Consider the following 17,746-nt stretch of genomic DNA (forward strand, 5'->3'; position numbering starts at 1 on the left):
CCTCGAAAATGAACTTCACATTTTCTTCGTGCGATGCACCGCTGACGAAGCCTTCCTTGTCCTGCAGGACGAGCGTGACAGGTGAGACCATGAAGGCGCTAGCGCCGACGGGCTCAGCACACGCCCCACGGAAAGCGAGCATCCTGTAACGGAAATCAACTACTCCCAAGAGCATCAGAGCTTACGAAAACAGCTTTTGATCATGTACTATAGATGACCGACTGAAAATATTGATGAACCATTTAGCAGGTTAATATAAACTATTCTGGATCGTCCCGGTTTATGTTGCTATCTCTTCCAAATTTATGTATAATTAAAAATAATCAGATAACTTGAACAGTTAGTGTTTCGGGTAGAGATACGGAGAACCCTGTGAACATGCATTCGTACGGCATTTATTGCCGCACATGCTATGTCATGGGGTTTTTTTGTGTGTTTATCCTCTCTAAATGTTATCTGGAAAGAATAGGATCAACAAAATATGACCGGGGAGGGGAAAGAATGAAAGGTTTGAAGTATAGGAAGTGGCTCATCTATGTTGCAACGCTTGTTCTGGCAATGGGAAATGATTGGGGACTGCATGCGTTTAAAGCAAATGCTGCTGAAAATGCAGTACCCAATCTATTGATTACAGAGGTCATTCCAGATACGGATAACTATGCGGGTTATGATGCGTTTGAGTATATCGAAATCTATAATAACAGCAATCAGGAGATCAATCTGCAAGACTATCACATTCAAACAGGAGGCTGGAACAAGACAATTGATAACGCAGCCAAAATCGGCCCGTGGGATACGATGCTGTTCTGGACGAGAAGGCAGGAAACTCAGCCGATGACATTGGAAGGCTTCAATCACTTTTATTTTTCGTCTTATTCTAGTAAATACATTGAGGAAGATCACTTGCAAAGAATAGAAGATATTGGCGGCCTGGTGAATAGCAAAAACCAGACGGTATCCGTTTTTGATCCGAGCGGAAAGGAAGTCGTTAAAGCGAATTACACCGGTGACCAAGTAGCCGCAAATAAGTCCATTATGTTCGGTTATCCAACCAATGGAAGCATCACGATGAAAACGTTATCCGGCAATCAAAATCCGACACCTGGCTGGGTCGAATCGGCACAAGCTCCTCCAAGACCAAAACAAGACGATGCGGCACCTTCCATTCCTTCCAATATCAAAGCAGAGGCAGGAAACGGTGTAGTGCAGCTAAGCTGGGATTCAAATCCGGATTCCGACCTCTATCGCTATCATATCTACAAGAATGGAAATTTAGAGTTTTCCGTCTCTCCATCCAAGCATGAATTTACGATATCTTCGCTGATTGGCAATCTTGATTATACCGTGCAAATGACTGCCGTTGATACTTCAGGAAATGAATCGGCGAAATCAGCCCCCCTAACGGTTAGACCCGGACATCAGCTCATTACACAGGTAGAAAGATCATCCAATGACAGAAACCCAAAATATCAAACACTGTGGGATATCAGCAAGGATGGCCCGATCATCCCTGGATTAGTACAGGATCTTGTCCCGCAAGGACTCGGTTATTACAAGAAAAAAGATTGGTTATTTACCATTAATTATTTGGATAATGGAAGGCCCGGAACGCTATCCGTGATTGATGCCACATCTGAAAAACTGGTGAAATCCATTGTATTGTATAACCAAGACGGCACACCATACACCGGCCACGCGGGAGGCGTTACTGTAAGCATGGACCATGTTTGGATCTCTTCCGAACAATTTCTCTATACGTTAAATATCAGTGATATCGTTGCGGCGCAAAATAATGATGAGCTTACGTTCACGAACCAGATTCATGTTCCCGTAGAAGCGGCTTATGATGTCTATGACGATGATAAAAAAATTCTATGGGTTGGTGAATTTTATGAGCCAAGCAGCTACCCGACGGATCCAGCACACCACCAGGTGAACCGTGCCGGAGAAATGCAATATGCCTGGATGGTCGGTTATAAGCTCACACCAAGTACAGACATGCTGACAAGTGAACAATGGAATCAAACATCGAATGAACCTGCAACTCCGGATTATGTCTTTTCCACCATCGGAAAGGTTCAGGGCGCCATTGTTCAAAAGAAGGGGATCTCTTTAGTTACTTCCTATGGACGGGCAAACGATAGTGTTCTCTATCGATACGAAGATCCGCTAAAAGAGGAGCCTAATCAATACGTTACGTTCGGGGAAAAGCAAGTCCCTCTTTGGTTCCTTGATGGACAAACCGCCAAACCGATAGAAAGTATCACCGCGATTCCCATGAATGAAGGAGCAGTGCTAGTAAAAAGTGATCTCTATGTTTCCTTTGAATCAGGAGCGAACAAATATCGGTATACCGGGACCTATCCAAGGGATCGGATGCTCAAAATTGATATGAAGACATTAATGAAGGATGATCGGAATACAGAGAAAGAAGAACGTAAATAGAGTAACTCGGCGATAAGTATTGCACCCATCTGTTCAATCTCCTTTGATACCGCCCAAAAGGCTGCAGATATTCCTGCAGCCTTTTTCGGTATAATTTATTGAAGTATTTTATTTGTTTTGACAGACTTGTCCAGATCTTTCTCTTCTTCGTCGAAATAAACCGCCTTGCCCGATTTGGCAGATTCGTAGATTGCTTCAAGAATCTCCGTAACCACCAAAGCCTGTTCTGGTTTAACTACCGGCTCCTTGTCGTTCAGAATAGCGTCGATCCACAGTCTTGCTTCATGCTCGGCATCGCTTTCTTCATCCGCATCATAAAATGCGACTCCTTTTCCATCAACCTGAACCTCATTCGTGTATAGCTTGCCGAAGTCTTCTCCGTTTATCCTGAGTCCGTCCATCATGTCGGCTCCGCCTTCTGTTCCACATAGGGTACACATTGCTTCACCTGTCTGTAAGGTATTCAGTGCCCAGCTCGTTTCCAGCGAGATGGTTGCTCCGTTCTTCATGGTGATCATGCCAAAGGCTGAATCTTCTACGGTAAACTTTTCAGGATCCCAGGAACCCCAGGCATTTGCTGCGTCTTTCTTTTTGCCAAGTTTGTGATAGGTCGTTCCGAGTACTGCCTTCGGTTCGTAATTGTTCATCATCCAGAGAGTCATATCGAGTGAATGTGTACCGATATCGATCAGTGACCCCCCACCCTGCTTTTCTTCATCCAGGAACACGCCCCATGTTGGTACAGCACGGCGGCGGATCGCGTGTGCTTTCGCATAATAGATATCTCCAAAATCTCCGCGCTCACACAGCTTATGTAAATGCCAGCTGTCTGCACGGAAGCGATATTGATAGCCAATGGTCAGTTTTTTCCCTGTTCGTTTGGCGGCCTCGACCATTCGACGGGCATCAGCTGCTGTTTTGGCCATTGGTTTTTCGCACATTACGTGTTTGTCCGCTTCAAGAGAATCGATCGTGATTTCTGCATGGGAATGGTTCGGTGTACAAACATGTACGACGTCAACGCGTTCATCCTCAAGAAGTTCTTTGTAATCGAGATACACTTTGGCATCCTCGGTTCCAAACTCCTGAGCCGCTTTTCTTGCTTTTTCTTCTTCCAGGTCACAAAAGGCAACCAGTTCTACTTCGTCAATCTTTGAAAGGCTTGGCATATGCTTTCCGTTGGCGATCCCGCCGCATCCAATAATTCCGATCCGTATTTTCTTATACACGAAAACTTCCTCCTTGATTATTGATTTAAGAAAACTTCTTTTACTTCAGAAATTGAAACCTTTCTTCCTTCAGCGTTTGATCGTGCTGCTGCTTCATTGATCAAGGTAAGACTGCAAACATCTTCCTTCGTAATCGTCGTTTCTCCTCCATTCAGTATGGACTCCGCCCATTGTTCCATCGGCATCGGAAGTGCTTCGGGCAACTGCTGTGGTGTGGCCCAGCCCTCTTGATCAAGCTGTCTGCTAGTTAGACGAATTTCGTTTTCTTCAATCAGTAAGGCTCCTTTTGTACCGTAAACCTCTAACTGAAAAGGACTTCCATACGATAAAAATCCGGTTTCCAGCGTTCCGAGCGCACCTGAGTCATATTCGACAAGGACCACCGCACTCTCCTCCACATTTCTTTCATTACTCTGTTGAAAAATAGACGTTACTGCTTTTGCAGGCCCTGCCAGCCGGTTGGTTAAATAGATGGGATGGGCACCAAGGTCGATTAACGCTCCACCTCCGCATTGATCTTTGTTATAAAAATGTGGAGGAAGCCAGCCATTTACATTGCCGCTCTCAGGAACCGCACCATTATGTGCCAGACGGCAGCGAATCGATGTCAGCTCCCCTATCCACCCCTGATCTAACGCGTGCTGTGCATATAAATAGTAATTGGTTGTCAGCCTTGGCAAGGAGACGGTTAACTTAACACCTGCTTTTGCCACAGCCTCATAGATTTCTTCACAGTCAGCTGTTGTTAACGCAAGCACCTTCTCTGTAAAAACATGTTTTTTATGTGCAACGGCTGCCATGATCACTTCTTTGTGCAAATTCGTGGGTGTGTTGACGATAACCGCATCAATACCAGGGTCTTGCAGCACTGCTTCTAGTTCTTTTTCAAAACGTACTCCCAGTTCTTCAGCCCATTTTTCTCCCCTGGAAGGATCTTCATCCCAAACTCGTTGAATCGAAAGGGATGGATTGCTTTTTGCCTCTCTCGCATAATCATCAGCATGAACATGCCATCTGCTTAATAACGCTACGGAAACCACTTTTCATCACTCCTCCTCTTTATCATGAAATGCTTAAATTACTGAAAAGGTTTTCAATGAATTGGACGGGTAGAATCTCCTTCTATTAATTCCACGTCCAAAAACTCTTTTTTAATAGAAGAGCTGCCGTTCATCATCTCCAGCAATCGGTTAAGAGCAAGCCTTCCCATCTCTTTTTCGTTTTGGCGAAGGTGAGTAAACTCCCAGCCGCTTAAATTGTTGTCGTACGCATCAAAACAGATGATTGAGAGATCTTCAGGAATACGAAGACCCAACTCTTCGGCTGCACGTTTGGCAAGAACCGCTATGTTGTATTCCAGGGCAAATATCGCTGTGATCTCAGGGTGCTTTTGAAGGTGTTCCTTGATGATCTCGACATCATGTTCTGGTTTAATATCTTTGCTGATAGAGGAGGGCAAAGATTTTTTCAGATCAGAACACCATAACTGCCGGTTAACGATTCGGTTCTGTTCTTCATACGCGCGCAGTATACCGTTAAAACGGTCTACGACGGTCGTCGTTTCTGCAGTGGCTGGTCCCAGAACACCGACGTATTCATGCCCCAATTCGAATAAATGGTTTATTCCCTGTTGAGCAGCCCTAATATTATCCGTCGAAACGAACGCCGCGGCCACTCCCTTAAAGGTTCGGTCAATCAGCACAAACGGATATTCTGTGATCACCATTTTAAGAATCTCAGATCCATAATGTTCAGCGTGTGCAGGATAAAGGATTAACCCGTCTACTCCAAAGTCGATCAGCTGTCTGATGGCATCGGCCTCTTTATCGATTGACCCATTTGTACGTTTTAATATCACGAAACAGCGATGATTGGCTGCTTCTTCAATACTGGAAACCACTTTTGAAACATAACTGTCATCCAAGTCAGGCACAATCAATCCGACTAAAAACTTGTTCGTTTCTTTTACGTCATTTTCTGGGTTGTCTGTTGAATCTTCAGACACAAAGGTGCCTTTTCCGCGCTGGCGAAACACGAGTCCTTCACTCACTAGTAACTCCAACGCCTTCTTGCTGGTTATACGGCTAACTTGAAAGGAGTCTGATAGTTCTTTTTCAGAAGGTACCCGATCTCCTGCTGCATACTGGCCATTGATAATATTTTTCTTGATTGATTGATAGACTTGCTTGTATAAAGGTTCCATGTTACCACTCCAAAAACAGAAATATGCATACTATATCTGGAAAACAGTGTATACATATTGATTATACCTGAAAGGTCTGACAATTCTAACGGTTAACTCCATCTTCGAACCTGCCTGCTTCCACTCACAGTCACCCTTTGGAAGCCCCGCCCAGGCTAAAGCCTTGAGACATAAAGCGCTGTGAAAAGATGTACAGAACAATCGCCGGGAAGGTATACAGAATGGAAAACGCGGCGAGTTTACCGTACTCTACCATGCCAAAGTTACCAAAAAACTGATAAATGGTAACTGAAGCAGGAAGCTTCTCTGGAGACTGAATGAGAATATACGGTACAAAGAAATTGCCCCAGCTGCCTGAAAAGGTAAAAATGCCGACCGTACAGATACCTGGAATCATCAATGGCGCGACAATTCTTTTCAGTCCCTGCCATACCGAGGCACCATCAATCCAAGCTGATTCCTCTAGCTCCAGTGGAACAGCATCCATGAAGTTTTTCAGCATCCAGATCGCATAAGGGAGTCCGGCTGCTGTTAAAAAGAACATCGTCCCCCATAGCGAGTCTTGAAGTTTCATATAAATAAACAACTGATATACTGGCACCATAACAGCCGTAATCGGCAGCGAGGTCATAAAGAGAATCGTAAACATAAAATGCTTTTTATATTTCATCTGATAACGAGAAAGTGGATAAGCAGCCAGCCCTGCCACCAGCACCACGAGCAGGCCTTGCCCCAAAGAAAGAAGCAATCCAATGATAAACGCCCGTATGTTTACCGGATTGGTTAGGACGCTTTTAAAATTATCCACCGTAAAGGCAGTTGGAACCTTAATGGAGGAGTTGGCATTGGGATCGACGGATGCGATAAGCACCCAAAGAAGCGGAAGGAGAAACAGAACACCTATCACCGTTAAAATGATGTATGGCAACGTTCTTTCCAGCTTTATGGATTTTCTTTTCATCGATCTCCCTCCTAAACTTTGACTTTCATCGATTTTAAATACAGAAGGCTTACTAGCACACCGATTAATAAAAGAATAAGTGAAATGGCAGTACCGTAACCAAGCTGATAGTTGACAAAGGCTTGATTGTACATAAAGATCGGCAATGTTTGTGTTGATGTGCCCGGCCCTCCGCCCGTCATTGCATAAATTAAAGTGAATACGCCTAAGGTTTGAAGCGTAACGAGGATCATGTTCGTAACAACAGAGCCTTTGATCATCGGCAGTACGATCTTATAAAGAACCTGGAACCGTGAAGCACCATCCACGACCGCCGCCTCTTCAATACTTTTTGGCACATCATCCAGTGCGGCCTGAAAAACAAGCATGGAAAACGCGGTGCCGTGCCAAATATTAGCAATAATCACACTCGTCATCGGAAAGGTAAAAAGCCAGGCAACCGGTTTCAAACCAATCTGCTGCAGAATCATGTTCAACGTCCCGCTGTCATTTAGAAACGCTACCCAGCAGAAAGCAACGACAATTTCTGGGGTCACCCAGCCGGCAATCACGATGATACCGATCACCCGGCGGAATGCCGGATTTTTCTCTTTCATGAGCAGGGCCAGAATAAATCCAAGAATTTGCTGGCCCACGATGGCTGAGAACAATAAATACACAATCGTTTTGATCACGCTGATCCGAAAGTTGGGATCCTGAAACATGTTCACAAAGTTACTGAAGCCCACGAATTGGGTCGCTTGCGCCTCACTCCCTGTCAGAGACAGGTTGGTGAAGGCAAAATAAAAGGTTAAAAGGATCGGCCCGATAAAAAAGATGAGCAGCAAGATCCAGGAAGGCAGTAAAAAGAGAAGCGATGTTACTAACTTTTTATGGTTGCTTTTATGAGGTGATGAAGTTCTTCCAACAGATGTTGAAGGAGAAACCACAGGGTTTGCATCCAAAGAAAACACTCCTTTTCAGAAAACGTTACCTTTCGATCACTTTGTCTTTGCCTACAACACGTGTTACATTTTTCTGATAGTTTTCAACTGCCTGTTTTGGCGATGATTTTCCGGTAACCACATCTTCCACCGTTGATTGGATGACTGTCGAAACAGAAGGATACTTATCGACAGACGGTCTGAAATGGGTGTGTTCCAGAAATTCAGTAGCCTCTTTAAACATCGGCAAGTTTAAGTATTCCGATTCTTTTGATACGTCTTCGCGCGGAGAAAGGTTGTTTTCTTTTAACAATAATTTTAGGTTATTTTCTTTAGTAGAAATGAATTTAATAAATTCCCAAGATAGATCTTTGTTATCTGATTTTTTTGGAATGGAAAATGCCCATCCTCCCGACATTGAGGTTTGTCCAGGCTCTTCACCGTTTTGGGTTGGCATGGCTGTATAACCCAGTGTTTTAAATGCATCCGGCCATGGTGCGGGTCCGTCTTTTCGGTAGTTTCCTGCCTGCCAGATCCCGTCTAAACCTATCGCAAGCTTTCCTTTTGGCATCAATTGAGTATAGGCAATGGTGCCTCCCTGGCCGTTTAGTACTTGTGACAAGTTTGGACCCAGTTTTTCTTTATAAATGGTATCGATGAATGTATACGTATCTAGCAGTCCCTGACTGTTCACGATCCATTTTCCCTTGCCCTCATCGTATAACGGATCTTTTGTACCATACAGCAGCATCTCGAACGTTTGCATGGAAGTGCCTTCACCCGTGGCTTTGCCAGAGTTCATCCACAATGGAATAACACCTGGATCCTTCTTCTTAATGGTTCTAGCCGCCGTTAAGATATCGTCCCATGATTTTGGTTCCCATGGTACCGGCAGCCCAGCTTTCTTAAAAAGCTCTTTGTTGTACCAGAGGCCTCGCGAATCGGTATTAAAAGGGACACCATACGTTTTGCCGTCCTGGGCTTTAACACCATTCTTAACATTGTCGATATATTGATTCCACTCATCCCAGCCTTTCAGCTTATCGTCCAAGGGTTCAAGATAGCCCGCACTCGCATCCGAATTCACCATAAAAGTATCTTCCGTGACGATATCTGGCGCTGACTGATCGGACTTGAGCATTAGAGCAACTTTGGCAAAATAATCGCCTTCCGATGCGCTGATTGGAGAGAGCTTGATATTCGCTTTTGGATGCTCTTTTTTAAACTCTGGAATAATGTCATTGTTTAGCCAATCGGTCAGTCCTTTGTTCGTTCCTCCCCCATCTCGGAACGTAATGCTAATCGTGTTGCTGTCTCCCGACTTTTTGCTCCCCGAAGTAGAATTGGCATCTGAACAAGCCGAGCTAAAAAGAACACTCCCAGTGATAACCGAAATTGCGGCCAGCTTTTTGTAGCTTTTTACTCTCATTTCCAACACCCTCCTCTAATTTTTAAAAATATTCGTATGTAGGTTCTTAGAGGTAAAGATGACAGCGCTTACAATAAAATCTAAAAAAAGTCTCCTTTCTGAATTTTCAGTAAATTGGTTACACTATTAACTTAATTGATATACCTGATATATGTCAACATATTATTTGATATATCTTTAAAAAATGTCTGTTAGTCAATGTTGTTGATTTATGATGGGGTGTGATTGAACCGCCAGCGATCACCCCTTAATATGTTTTACAATCAACATTATGCTTTAACAAAGACTTAAAAAAAGAAATAAAAAAGAGACATCTCTGCCTCTCAGTCAACACTTCTAACTCTCAATATTTTTTGCTGAATTGAGACAAAAGATCGTGGTTACAATATCAGCAGACAGGAGGTTAAATATGACTAGTTTGATCATAAAACTTATTGCGATTCCCATTGTTTTATTCGTCGCTGCTTTTTTCTTTCCAGGTGTACATTTCGAGAGTTATTGGCAAATCATTGTGGTGGGAATGACGCTTGCAATTCTTGGAGTCGCAGTCGAATACTTTGTCCTTCGCAAAGGGGCTCTTTGGATCAGTGTATTCATTGATGTGGCGGTATCCGGTATCATTTTCTATTATGCCTCAAACTTTCAATGGGAAGCTTCTGTTACTTGGTTTGGCGCTCTGTTAACAAGTGTCTTTCTGGGAATCCTTGAATTTTTTACACACCGTTATTTATTGGCTTCTCATAAAGCTCATAGCGAACCCATATAAAGAAAGCCTCAATTCCTTAAAGGAATTGAGGCTTTCTTTACAATTCTATTTGTTATTAGATCAAACGGGTTGTAATGATGCCGTCAATTTGTTTGATCTTATTTTCTAAACCAGGGATTACCTCGCCGCTTACCTTATTGTCAATGTCAATCATCGTATAGGCGTATCCTCCTCGGCTTCTGTTCACCATGTCAGCGATGTTCAAATTATAGCTTGATACTGCCAGTGTGATCTGGCCCACCATATTCGGTACGTTTTCGTGGAAAGCTGCCACTCGCAGCTTTCCTGTATAAGGAAGGGAGGCATTTGGAAAGTTTACGGAGTTTCTGATGTTTCCGGTTTCTAAAAATTCCTTCACCTGTCGGGTCGCCATAATGGCACAATTTTCCTCTGATTCTTTCGTGGAAGCTCCAAGGTGCGGGACCGGAACAGTATTTTTCATTTTCAGCACATTTTCATTCGGAAAGTCAGTAATATATTGGCCGACGGTTCCATTTTCGAGTGCGATTTCCATATCCTTTTCGTTCACAAGCTCTCCGCGAGAGAAATTTAATATATGGACTCCCGGTTTCATAACATTGAACGCTTTCTGATTAAACATCTCTTTTGTATCAGGCGTTAAAGGAACATGTACTGTAAGATAATCTGATTCGGCAAATAACTGTTCAAGCGTCATCGCACGCTTTACATTGCGGGACAGGTTCCAGGCTGTATCCACAGAGATGAACGGATCAAACCCAATTACATCCATGTCTAAATCAAGCGCATCATTCGCTACAAGTGCACCGATTGCACCTAAACCTATTACACCCAACGTTTTTCCCTTAATTTCTTTTCCAAGAAATTGTTTTTTTCCTGCTTCTACAAGTTTTGGAATTTGTTTACCTTCGCCTTCTAAAGACTTTGTCCATTCCACACCGGCAAAAAGGTTCCTGGATGAAGCCATTAATGATGTCAGTACCATTTCTTTTACTGCGTTCGCATTAGCTCCAGGAGTGTTAAAAACAACAATTCCTTGCTCAGTACATAGTTCAACCGGAATATTATTAACTCCCGCCCCGGCCCGCGCAATCGCTTTGAGTTCATCTCCAAATGTTAAAGAGTGCATGTTAAAGCTGCGAACAACGATCGCTTCAGGATTTTCACTGTCGTTGTCTATAACATAGTTGCCTTTGCTGAATACCTTCAGACCGCTTTCCGCTATGTTATTTAAGGTTTTGATGGTTTTTCCTTTTTCTAACGTGATTGTCGTCATTTTGTTCTCTCCTCTTTTTTATGATGGTTTTCTCTTTAATCCATTACCAAAAGTAAAGCAGGAAACTTACGAATCACCCTATACTTCCTCAAATAAACAGAAAAGAGGTAAGGGAAAAAATCTCCTTACCTCTGCCCAGGCGAACGGCTGCGACACTATGTGCTCCCTCGCGGTTATCCGCGTTTCGCCAGTTACACATAGCCTTTTAATTTGTTTTATACTAACAAACTTTCAGTCAGCTATCAACACCTGTATATTAAAAATTCAAACATTTTATTTAGAGACTCTCGATTTCTCTTCATGTATTCTCTTATGGTGAAAATATAACCCTCTTGAACGGAAAAAGTGCCAACATTTAATGTTGGCTTTTTTTATATGAACTATTTTAACGTTTTACGTTTTTAGTTCTAGGCGTTCAATCCCATTGTTTGAATTTCGGCGAGAATAGGAGTAAACTGCTTATTAGTTAACAATGTTAAATTTTATCTTTATAAAAGATATGCTTAGCTTTTAGTTCCTGATCAATTGAAAGGATGCCGTGAGAAAAATATTTTTCTCTACGTTTATCAGTTGGTGAACCTGGGTTGAACATAAGAATCTCATTAAACATATAGTTCTTAGGAATATGAGAGTGGCCAAAAATGATGCAGTCCACTTTTTCATCCTGAAAAGCAGTGATCGCTCTTTTCTCAGTCGTCTGTTTCTTTCCATGTCCATGAACAATGCCTATTTTGTATCCATTGATTTCAAGGATGAGTTTCTCACTTAGAAGTTCTTTCATTTCCAGTCCATCCACATTTCCTGTCACTCCTTTGACAGGTGCATAGGATTGCAGCTCATTGTATAAATCTAACGTCTGCCAGTCGCCAGCATGGATAATGAGGTCGGCAGTTTCCAGGTCACACAGGAGCCTTTCAGGCAGCTTTTTGGACTTTTTGGGCATATGGGTATCAGCTATCACGACAATTTTCATAAAAAATTTCTCCTTCTTTTTCACACTTGGTCATTTTTTCATAGGCCGTAATCCTCAGTAATATCAAGGAAAGCGCTTTTTTGTGAAAATATTCATTATTTTCACAATTGAATTATAATAGCTTTTCCATTTAATTGTTATTGACTACTAAATATTTAGTAAATTAAAATATTTATAGATTAAACAAATTGGAGGCATCATGATGGAAGCAACTGTAAAAGTGGAGCAGGACATTCAGCTCCAAACAAAAAAGAAACATCCACCTGGATTATACTTGCTCTTCTTCACTGAAATGTGGGAGAGGTTCAGCTATTATGGCATGAGAGCCATTCTTGTCCTTTACTTGACTAAATCGCTGATCAGCGGTGGTCTAGGTATAAGTGATAGCGTGGCCATGAGTATTTATGGCTTCTTCACCGGTGCTGTATACTTCACACCAATGATAGGCGGATATTTAACAGACCGATTCCTCGGCAAAAGACTTGCGATTACCATAGGCGGTGTCACAATGGCGATTGGTAACCTGGTATTGTTTGCCAATCAGAGTAAACCTGCATTCTTCGCTGGACTGGCATTGTTGATCATCGGAAACGGCTTCTTTAAACCAAACATTTCTACGCTTGTTGGTGATCTATACTCTAAAAATGATGCCCGTAAAGATGCTGCGTTCACTATTTTCTATATGGGAATCAACATTGGTGCATTTTTCTCTCCACTCATTGTAGGATTCCTTGCTGAAGACTTCTTTAAAACAACAGTTAATGGTGTAGAGCATTTCGGATTTAAATTTGGATTCTTGGCGGCGGCCATCGGAATGATTATCGGCCAGCTCCTGTTCAACTTTCTTGGAAACAAATTCTTAGGCGACATCGGCAAAAAGCCGGTTGGAGTTGCTCAAAATACTGTCAGCGATAATGTGAAAAAGAAACCTCTTACTAAAGTGGAGAAAAACAGAGTGAAAGTTATCGTGATTCTGACGTTCTTTGTTATCTTCTTCATGGCAGGTTTTGAACAAGCAGGAAGCTCGTTAACCCTTTATACGGACAAGTTCATTGACCGTACAGTATTTGGATGGACGGTCCCAACTTCTTGGTTCCAGTCACTTAACCCATTGTTTATCGTAATCTTTGCTCCAATCATCTCTATCTTATGGGTTAAATTATCAAAATCAAAACGTGGAGACCTGCCAACTCCTACGAAAATGGCAATTGGTATGATGCTGCTTGGTGCTGGTTTTGCTGTTCTTGTTCCTGCTCTTATTCAAACAGGAACCGGCGATTCTTCAGCAGTTAAAGCAAACATGATCTTCATGGTACTGACTTATTTCCTCCATACGATCGGTGAGCTTTGCTTACAGCCGGTTGGTTTGTCCATGACCAGTAAACTCGCTCCAGTTAAATTGGCTTCCCTTATGATGGGTGTCTGGCTTGCCGGATCTGGTTTTGCCAACATCCTTGCCGGACAATTGGCTTCTACTACTGAATCATTAGGATACTTTGAAGTATTCATGATCATCGGCGGAGTTACCATCTTCCTTGGTCTTATACTCCTAAGCCTTTCTAAAAAACTTGTGAAAATGGCATCTGAATAAAACATGTAAACACGCAAACAGGCAGCCTGACCGGCTGCCTGTTTTTAATGCGTACTAATGCTTATTTTGAAGTTCAAATTCTTTCATTCTGACTTCTGCTGCTTCAGCTTTCTTCAGTTCCTTTGTATGTAACTGTTTAAGAAATTTAACCGTCATCCACGCCAGAATCACAAAAATGATGAAGATGAAGACAGCTGGCAGAAGTTCAAGCTTATTTTCCGGGAATTCTACATCAATCATTGAATACACACCTTTCTTGATGTCTCTGCCTATATTATACACCTATTGCAAACGCCTTCCAGTATAAAAAAAGTACCCTCTCTAAATCAAAGGGTACCCGGTACTCATTTAGGCTTCAATCGAACGGTTTTCTTTTACATAGCGGTTGTCCTTATGGTCTCGGCAATGAGTGCTGCATGCCCGCTTATGCTCGTGCTCACATTCTTCACACATGAGCAGGTGTTTGTTGCATTCCGGATTGCCGCACTTCAAATAGCGTTCCTCAGGCTTGCCGCAATGATAGCATGTGCCTACTACCTTTTCTGTACCTGCTCTGTTGACCGGTACTGCGATGCGCTCATCAAAGACATAGCATTTTCCGTCCCAAAGGTCTCCCTTCACTTCTTCATCATAGCCATAGGAAATGATTCCGCCCTCTAATTGGGAGACATCCTGAAACCCTTCTTTTAATAAGAAGCCCGAAAACTTTTCACACCGTATGCCTCCGGTACAGTACGTCAGCACTTTCTTGTCTTTGTACTGGCTGAAATTTTGCCTGATCCAGTCTGGCAAATCTCTGAACGTTTCAACATCAGGCCGGATGGCGTCTTTAAAATGGCCAAGGTCATATTCATAGGTGTTTCTGGCATCGAGTATAACCACATCCTCCTGCTGCATTGCTGCATAAAAATCTTTTGGCGCAAGATGATTGCCTGTCAGCTCATTCGGGTTAACATCGTCATCCAAGTTTAGGTTTACAATCTCTCTTTTCAATTTAACTTTCATCTTTTTAAATGCGTGGGTTTCAGACGGCTCGATCTTAAATACGATATCGCGAAACCGGCTGTCATTTTTCATATGCTCTATATATAAGTCCGTTTGATCGGTCGTTCCAGATACCGTTCCGTTGATCCCTTCATGCGCGACAATGATCCTTCCCATTAATCCTATCGATTTACAGAATTCAAGATGCTCAGCAGCAAATTGCTCTGGATCTTGAATCGTGATGTATTTATAAAACAGCAGCACTTGGTAACTCATTAATTTTCACTCCATTAGCTTAGTTTCAACTCAACTATCATAACAAATTTTACTGCAAAAAGGCAGATTCTATTATGAAAACGATTTCCCTTTGATTCCCAGTTGTTTTCATTTACTGGATGTGTGAATATTTGAATTGTGAGAATCATTTAATAAGGAGGAACTATGTTTTTTAAAACGGCCGCATTAAGTCTTACCGCTTTTCTGAGTATGACGACTGCCACTTTTGCAGCAAGTCCATATACTGCAAAGCCGGGAGACTCCATCTATAAAATTGCTCAAGCCCATCAGACAAGCGTTAAAACTATAATGAATATGAATCTATTGCACCAAACGATGATCTATCCTGGACAAGTCATTTATATTCCTGATCATTTAGCATTATATACCGTCCGCTTCGGAGACACCCTTTATACCATCTCAAAAAAATATGGACAAAGCATCCAAGCTTTGATTCTGGAAAATCCGCAAATCAAGAATCCCAGCTTGCTATATCCCGGGCAAACGATTGAGCTTCCAGCAAGCAACAAAACAGAAAGTCAGACTTTCAGCCAATCGGCTCCAAGCCAGCAGGTTAATGTAAGCGCTAACGCCAAAGAAGTGGCCAGCCTCGTTAACCAGGAACGGAACAAACAAGGGCTCTCTCCGCTTACTCTCAGCCAGAAACTAAGCAATGTCGCCCAGATCAAAGCAAAAGATATGGTGGAACGGAATTATTTCTCCCACACCTCACCAACTTACGGCTCGCCTTTTGACATGATGAAAACATTCGGCATCTCTTATACAGCCGCCGGTGAGAACATCGCTGAAGGGCAACGTTCCCCCCAGCAAGTGATGCAGGACTGGATGAACAGTACAGGTCACCGTGAAAACATTTTAAGCAGCAAGTATAGCCAGATTGGCGTCGGGTACTACAATGGTGCCTGGGTCCAAATGTTTATTCGATAAAAAACGTTAGATTCTCACAAAAAAAGTCCAGTACTGTTTGATCAGCACTGGACCTTTTATATATGAGCTTTAGGCGACACCCGCATCATCCATGCGAACAGAAACCGCTTCATAATGATGTTCCAAAGAAATCCTTTTTATTTTGTTGAAGAATCCATCAGGCACATCCCTGACGAGGGCCTTTGCAATCTTCCAGGCCTGAACTTCAACTAACAGTTCAATCTTTCTTTTTTTCAGTTCATCTTCTGTATCATCGTACAGTTCCACTAGCTTTTGCAAATAGGGATCTGTGGAATGGCCCGCTTCATGAGCAAAGATGACCAAGGCATACTCCAGCATGACATCCTGTTCAGGAAACATCCACTGGCACTGAGATTGAATTTCTTCCAGATACAATGTTATCGAATGGTCTCCGGCATTATATTTCCCGCCAATGTTTCGGTCGAGCGGACATTTGGCCTCGATCTGAACATCAACTGATAAGTTAAAACGTTCCACCATTTTATTGATTTTATAAATTAGTTTTTCATTCTCCAGCAATTATTTCCCCTTCTTTTTTGTAAAATTTTGAGTTCGCTGGGGCGCTGACTTTTTGGGCGGCCTTTTTTTGTCCGTTTTTTGCTGTGTACTATGCGACTGCGGGACAAGATGATCTCTTTTAAAGACCATTTTTTGAGGGTCGGTGTCCATCTTCTTCGCCCATTTTACGAGCACGTTCTCTTCTCTTTCGGTCACTAGAGAAATGATGGTTCCCTCTTGGCCCATCCTGCCTGTTCTTCCTGACCGGTGAATGTATTGTTTTTCTGAATCTGCTAGGTCAAAATGTATAACGTGTGTAAGTCCGCTAATATCCAATCCACGCGCAGCTAGATCTGTTGAAAGAAGCAATGCATGATCACTTGCACGGAATTCTCTCATCACTTTTTGCCGCTCTTGTTTGGATGCTTGTCCAGAGATCACCCCTACGGTAATGCCTCGGTAAGCCATTTTTGCAGCAATCTCTTCAAGACGCATGCTATCACCAAAAAACACGATAGCCTTCATGTTCGAATGGTGTCGAATAATCCGCCTGAGATTATCTATTTTATCACGTCTTTCAGAAATCAGGTAAAGATTCTGCACTTTTTTTGCAGCAGATGAATCCCTTTCAACCTTTATGAAAAGAGGCTCATTCATCCATTCCTTAGCGAGCTCTTCCGATTTTTTTGAAATGGTCGCTGACACAAAAACAAGCTGGCGGTCTTTCATCGTCCCTTTGACAATATTCTGAACCTCGTCCATTAATTCCATATCATAAACGACATCTGCTTCATCCACTATAATCGTCTTCACCTCATGAAGCTTGAGCTTTTTATTTTTGTAAAGCTCAAGAATCCTTCCCGGTGTCCCGATGATATACTGTGGCTTCTTCTTTAGCTTATCGATCTGCCGCTGTACGTTTACTCCGCCGATCAGTGTTGTTCCTGAGATTCCGCTTCCTTGAGCATATTCCTGGAAAACGGTATGAATCTGCATGACCAGTTCTTTTGTTGGCGCAATGACCACTGCCTGTACAGAAGATGAACTGCTGTCTATGTTTTGCAATACCGGCAGACAGTAAGCCAGTGTCTTGCCTGTTCCAGTCGGAGATTCAACGATTAAGTCTTTTCTTCCTAACATACTCGGCAGCATCTGCTCCTGTACGGGAGTCAGTGTTTCAAACCCCGCATTTTCCCAATTCTCTTGCAGGAAAGGATGCAACTCCTTTAATTGTGTAGTCATAC

The 17,746-nt window shown here is 42.6% G+C and carries 16 protein-coding genes and 1 riboswitch; of the genes, 4 read left to right on the forward strand and 12 right to left on the reverse strand.

Annotation, left to right across the window (positions count from 1 at the left end; all coding sequences use genetic code 11):
- The first annotated feature begins 501 nt into the window (after nt 1-501).
- Nucleotides 502-2,445 (forward strand): lamin tail domain-containing protein, encoded by a 1,944-nt coding sequence (locus LCY76_RS12685; RefSeq protein WP_248252947.1) that lies wholly within the window; start codon nt 502-504, stop codon nt 2,443-2,445.
- Between the two features lie 95 nt (nt 2,446-2,540).
- Here LCY76_RS12685 and LCY76_RS12690 read toward each other — a convergent pair whose 3' ends face one another.
- The 6 genes from LCY76_RS12690 to LCY76_RS12715 all read right to left on the reverse strand — a co-directional run bounded on the left by LCY76_RS12690 (nt 2,541) and on the right by LCY76_RS12715 (nt 9,190).
- Entirely contained in the window at nt 2,541-3,674 is a 1,134-nt protein-coding gene (locus LCY76_RS12690; protein WP_248252948.1) for a Gfo/Idh/MocA family protein, read from the reverse strand.
- 17 nt (nt 3,675-3,691) lie between these two features.
- A complete protein-coding gene (locus tag LCY76_RS12695) occupies nt 3,692-4,714 on the reverse strand; it encodes a Gfo/Idh/MocA family protein (protein WP_248252949.1) in 1,023 nt (340 codons plus the stop codon).
- A 53-nt stretch (nt 4,715-4,767) separates the two neighbouring features.
- Nucleotides 4,768-5,877 (reverse strand): GntR family transcriptional regulator, encoded by a 1,110-nt coding sequence (locus tag LCY76_RS12700; RefSeq protein WP_248252950.1) that lies wholly within the window; start codon nt 5,875-5,877, stop codon nt 4,768-4,770.
- Between the two features lie 130 nt (nt 5,878-6,007).
- Nucleotides 6,008-6,838, reverse strand: a complete 831-nt coding sequence (locus LCY76_RS12705; RefSeq protein WP_248252951.1) for a carbohydrate ABC transporter permease — start codon at nt 6,836-6,838, stop codon at nt 6,008-6,010.
- An 11-nt stretch (nt 6,839-6,849) separates the two neighbouring features.
- The gene (locus LCY76_RS12710; RefSeq protein ID WP_248254668.1) at nt 6,850-7,767 is read right to left on the reverse strand and encodes a carbohydrate ABC transporter permease; all 918 of its coding nucleotides are present in this window, start codon (nt 7,765-7,767) and stop codon (nt 6,850-6,852) included.
- Nucleotides 7,768-7,807: 40 nt separating this feature from the next.
- The gene (locus LCY76_RS12715) at nt 7,808-9,190 is read right to left on the reverse strand and encodes an extracellular solute-binding protein (protein WP_248252952.1); all 1,383 of its coding nucleotides are present in this window, start codon (nt 9,188-9,190) and stop codon (nt 7,808-7,810) included.
- A gap of 409 nt (nt 9,191-9,599) precedes the next feature.
- Here LCY76_RS12715 and LCY76_RS12720 point away from each other — a divergent pair, with 409 nt between their 5' ends.
- Nucleotides 9,600-9,956 (forward strand): DUF2512 family protein, encoded by a 357-nt coding sequence (locus tag LCY76_RS12720; protein WP_248252953.1) that lies wholly within the window; start codon nt 9,600-9,602, stop codon nt 9,954-9,956.
- 55 nt (nt 9,957-10,011) lie between these two features.
- Here LCY76_RS12720 and LCY76_RS12725 read toward each other — a convergent pair whose 3' ends face one another.
- Both LCY76_RS12725 and LCY76_RS12730 read right to left on the reverse strand, forming a co-directional pair.
- Nucleotides 10,012-11,211, reverse strand: coding sequence for a phosphoglycerate dehydrogenase (locus LCY76_RS12725; protein WP_248252954.1), 1,200 nt, complete (start codon nt 11,209-11,211; stop codon nt 10,012-10,014).
- 126 nt (nt 11,212-11,337) lie between these two features.
- A riboswitch (ZMP/ZTP riboswitch) is annotated at nt 11,338-11,416 on the reverse strand.
- A gap of 270 nt (nt 11,417-11,686) precedes the next feature.
- A complete protein-coding gene (locus LCY76_RS12730) occupies nt 11,687-12,184 on the reverse strand; it encodes a metallophosphoesterase family protein (protein ID WP_248252955.1) in 498 nt (165 codons plus the stop codon).
- A 202-nt stretch (nt 12,185-12,386) separates the two neighbouring features.
- On the opposite strand from LCY76_RS12730, the gene LCY76_RS12735 reads away from it, so the two are divergent.
- Entirely contained in the window at nt 12,387-13,775 is a 1,389-nt protein-coding gene (locus LCY76_RS12735) for a peptide MFS transporter (protein WP_248252956.1), read from the forward strand.
- A gap of 54 nt (nt 13,776-13,829) precedes the next feature.
- On the opposite strand, the gene LCY76_RS12740 is transcribed toward LCY76_RS12735, so the two are convergent.
- Together LCY76_RS12740 and trhO are read right to left on the reverse strand one after the other, a co-directional pair.
- Complete coding sequence (locus tag LCY76_RS12740; protein WP_248252957.1) at nt 13,830-14,015, reverse strand: hypothetical protein; 186 nt, start codon at nt 14,013-14,015, stop codon at nt 13,830-13,832.
- Nucleotides 14,016-14,123: 108 nt separating this feature from the next.
- On the reverse strand, nt 14,124-15,035 hold the full coding sequence (trhO, locus tag LCY76_RS12745; RefSeq protein ID WP_248252958.1) for an oxygen-dependent tRNA uridine(34) hydroxylase TrhO: 912 nt from the start codon (nt 15,033-15,035) through the stop codon (nt 14,124-14,126).
- Between the two features lie 165 nt (nt 15,036-15,200).
- On the opposite strand from trhO, the gene LCY76_RS12750 reads away from it, so the two are divergent.
- A complete protein-coding gene (locus LCY76_RS12750; protein WP_248252959.1) occupies nt 15,201-15,983 on the forward strand; it encodes a LysM peptidoglycan-binding domain-containing protein in 783 nt (260 codons plus the stop codon).
- A 69-nt stretch (nt 15,984-16,052) separates the two neighbouring features.
- Here LCY76_RS12750 and LCY76_RS12755 read toward each other — a convergent pair whose 3' ends face one another.
- Together LCY76_RS12755 and LCY76_RS12760 are read right to left on the reverse strand one after the other, a co-directional pair.
- The gene (locus LCY76_RS12755) at nt 16,053-16,523 is read right to left on the reverse strand and encodes a hypothetical protein (RefSeq protein ID WP_248252960.1); all 471 of its coding nucleotides are present in this window, start codon (nt 16,521-16,523) and stop codon (nt 16,053-16,055) included.
- Complete coding sequence (locus LCY76_RS12760; protein ID WP_419714994.1) at nt 16,524-17,744, reverse strand: DEAD/DEAH box helicase; 1,221 nt, start codon at nt 17,742-17,744, stop codon at nt 16,524-16,526.
- Nucleotides 17,745-17,746: the final 2 nt, after the last annotated feature.

It is taken from the genome of Fictibacillus marinisediminis (assembly GCF_023149135.1).
GTDB classification, from domain to species: domain Bacteria; phylum Bacillota; class Bacilli; order Bacillales; family Fictibacillaceae; genus Fictibacillus_C; species Fictibacillus_C marinisediminis.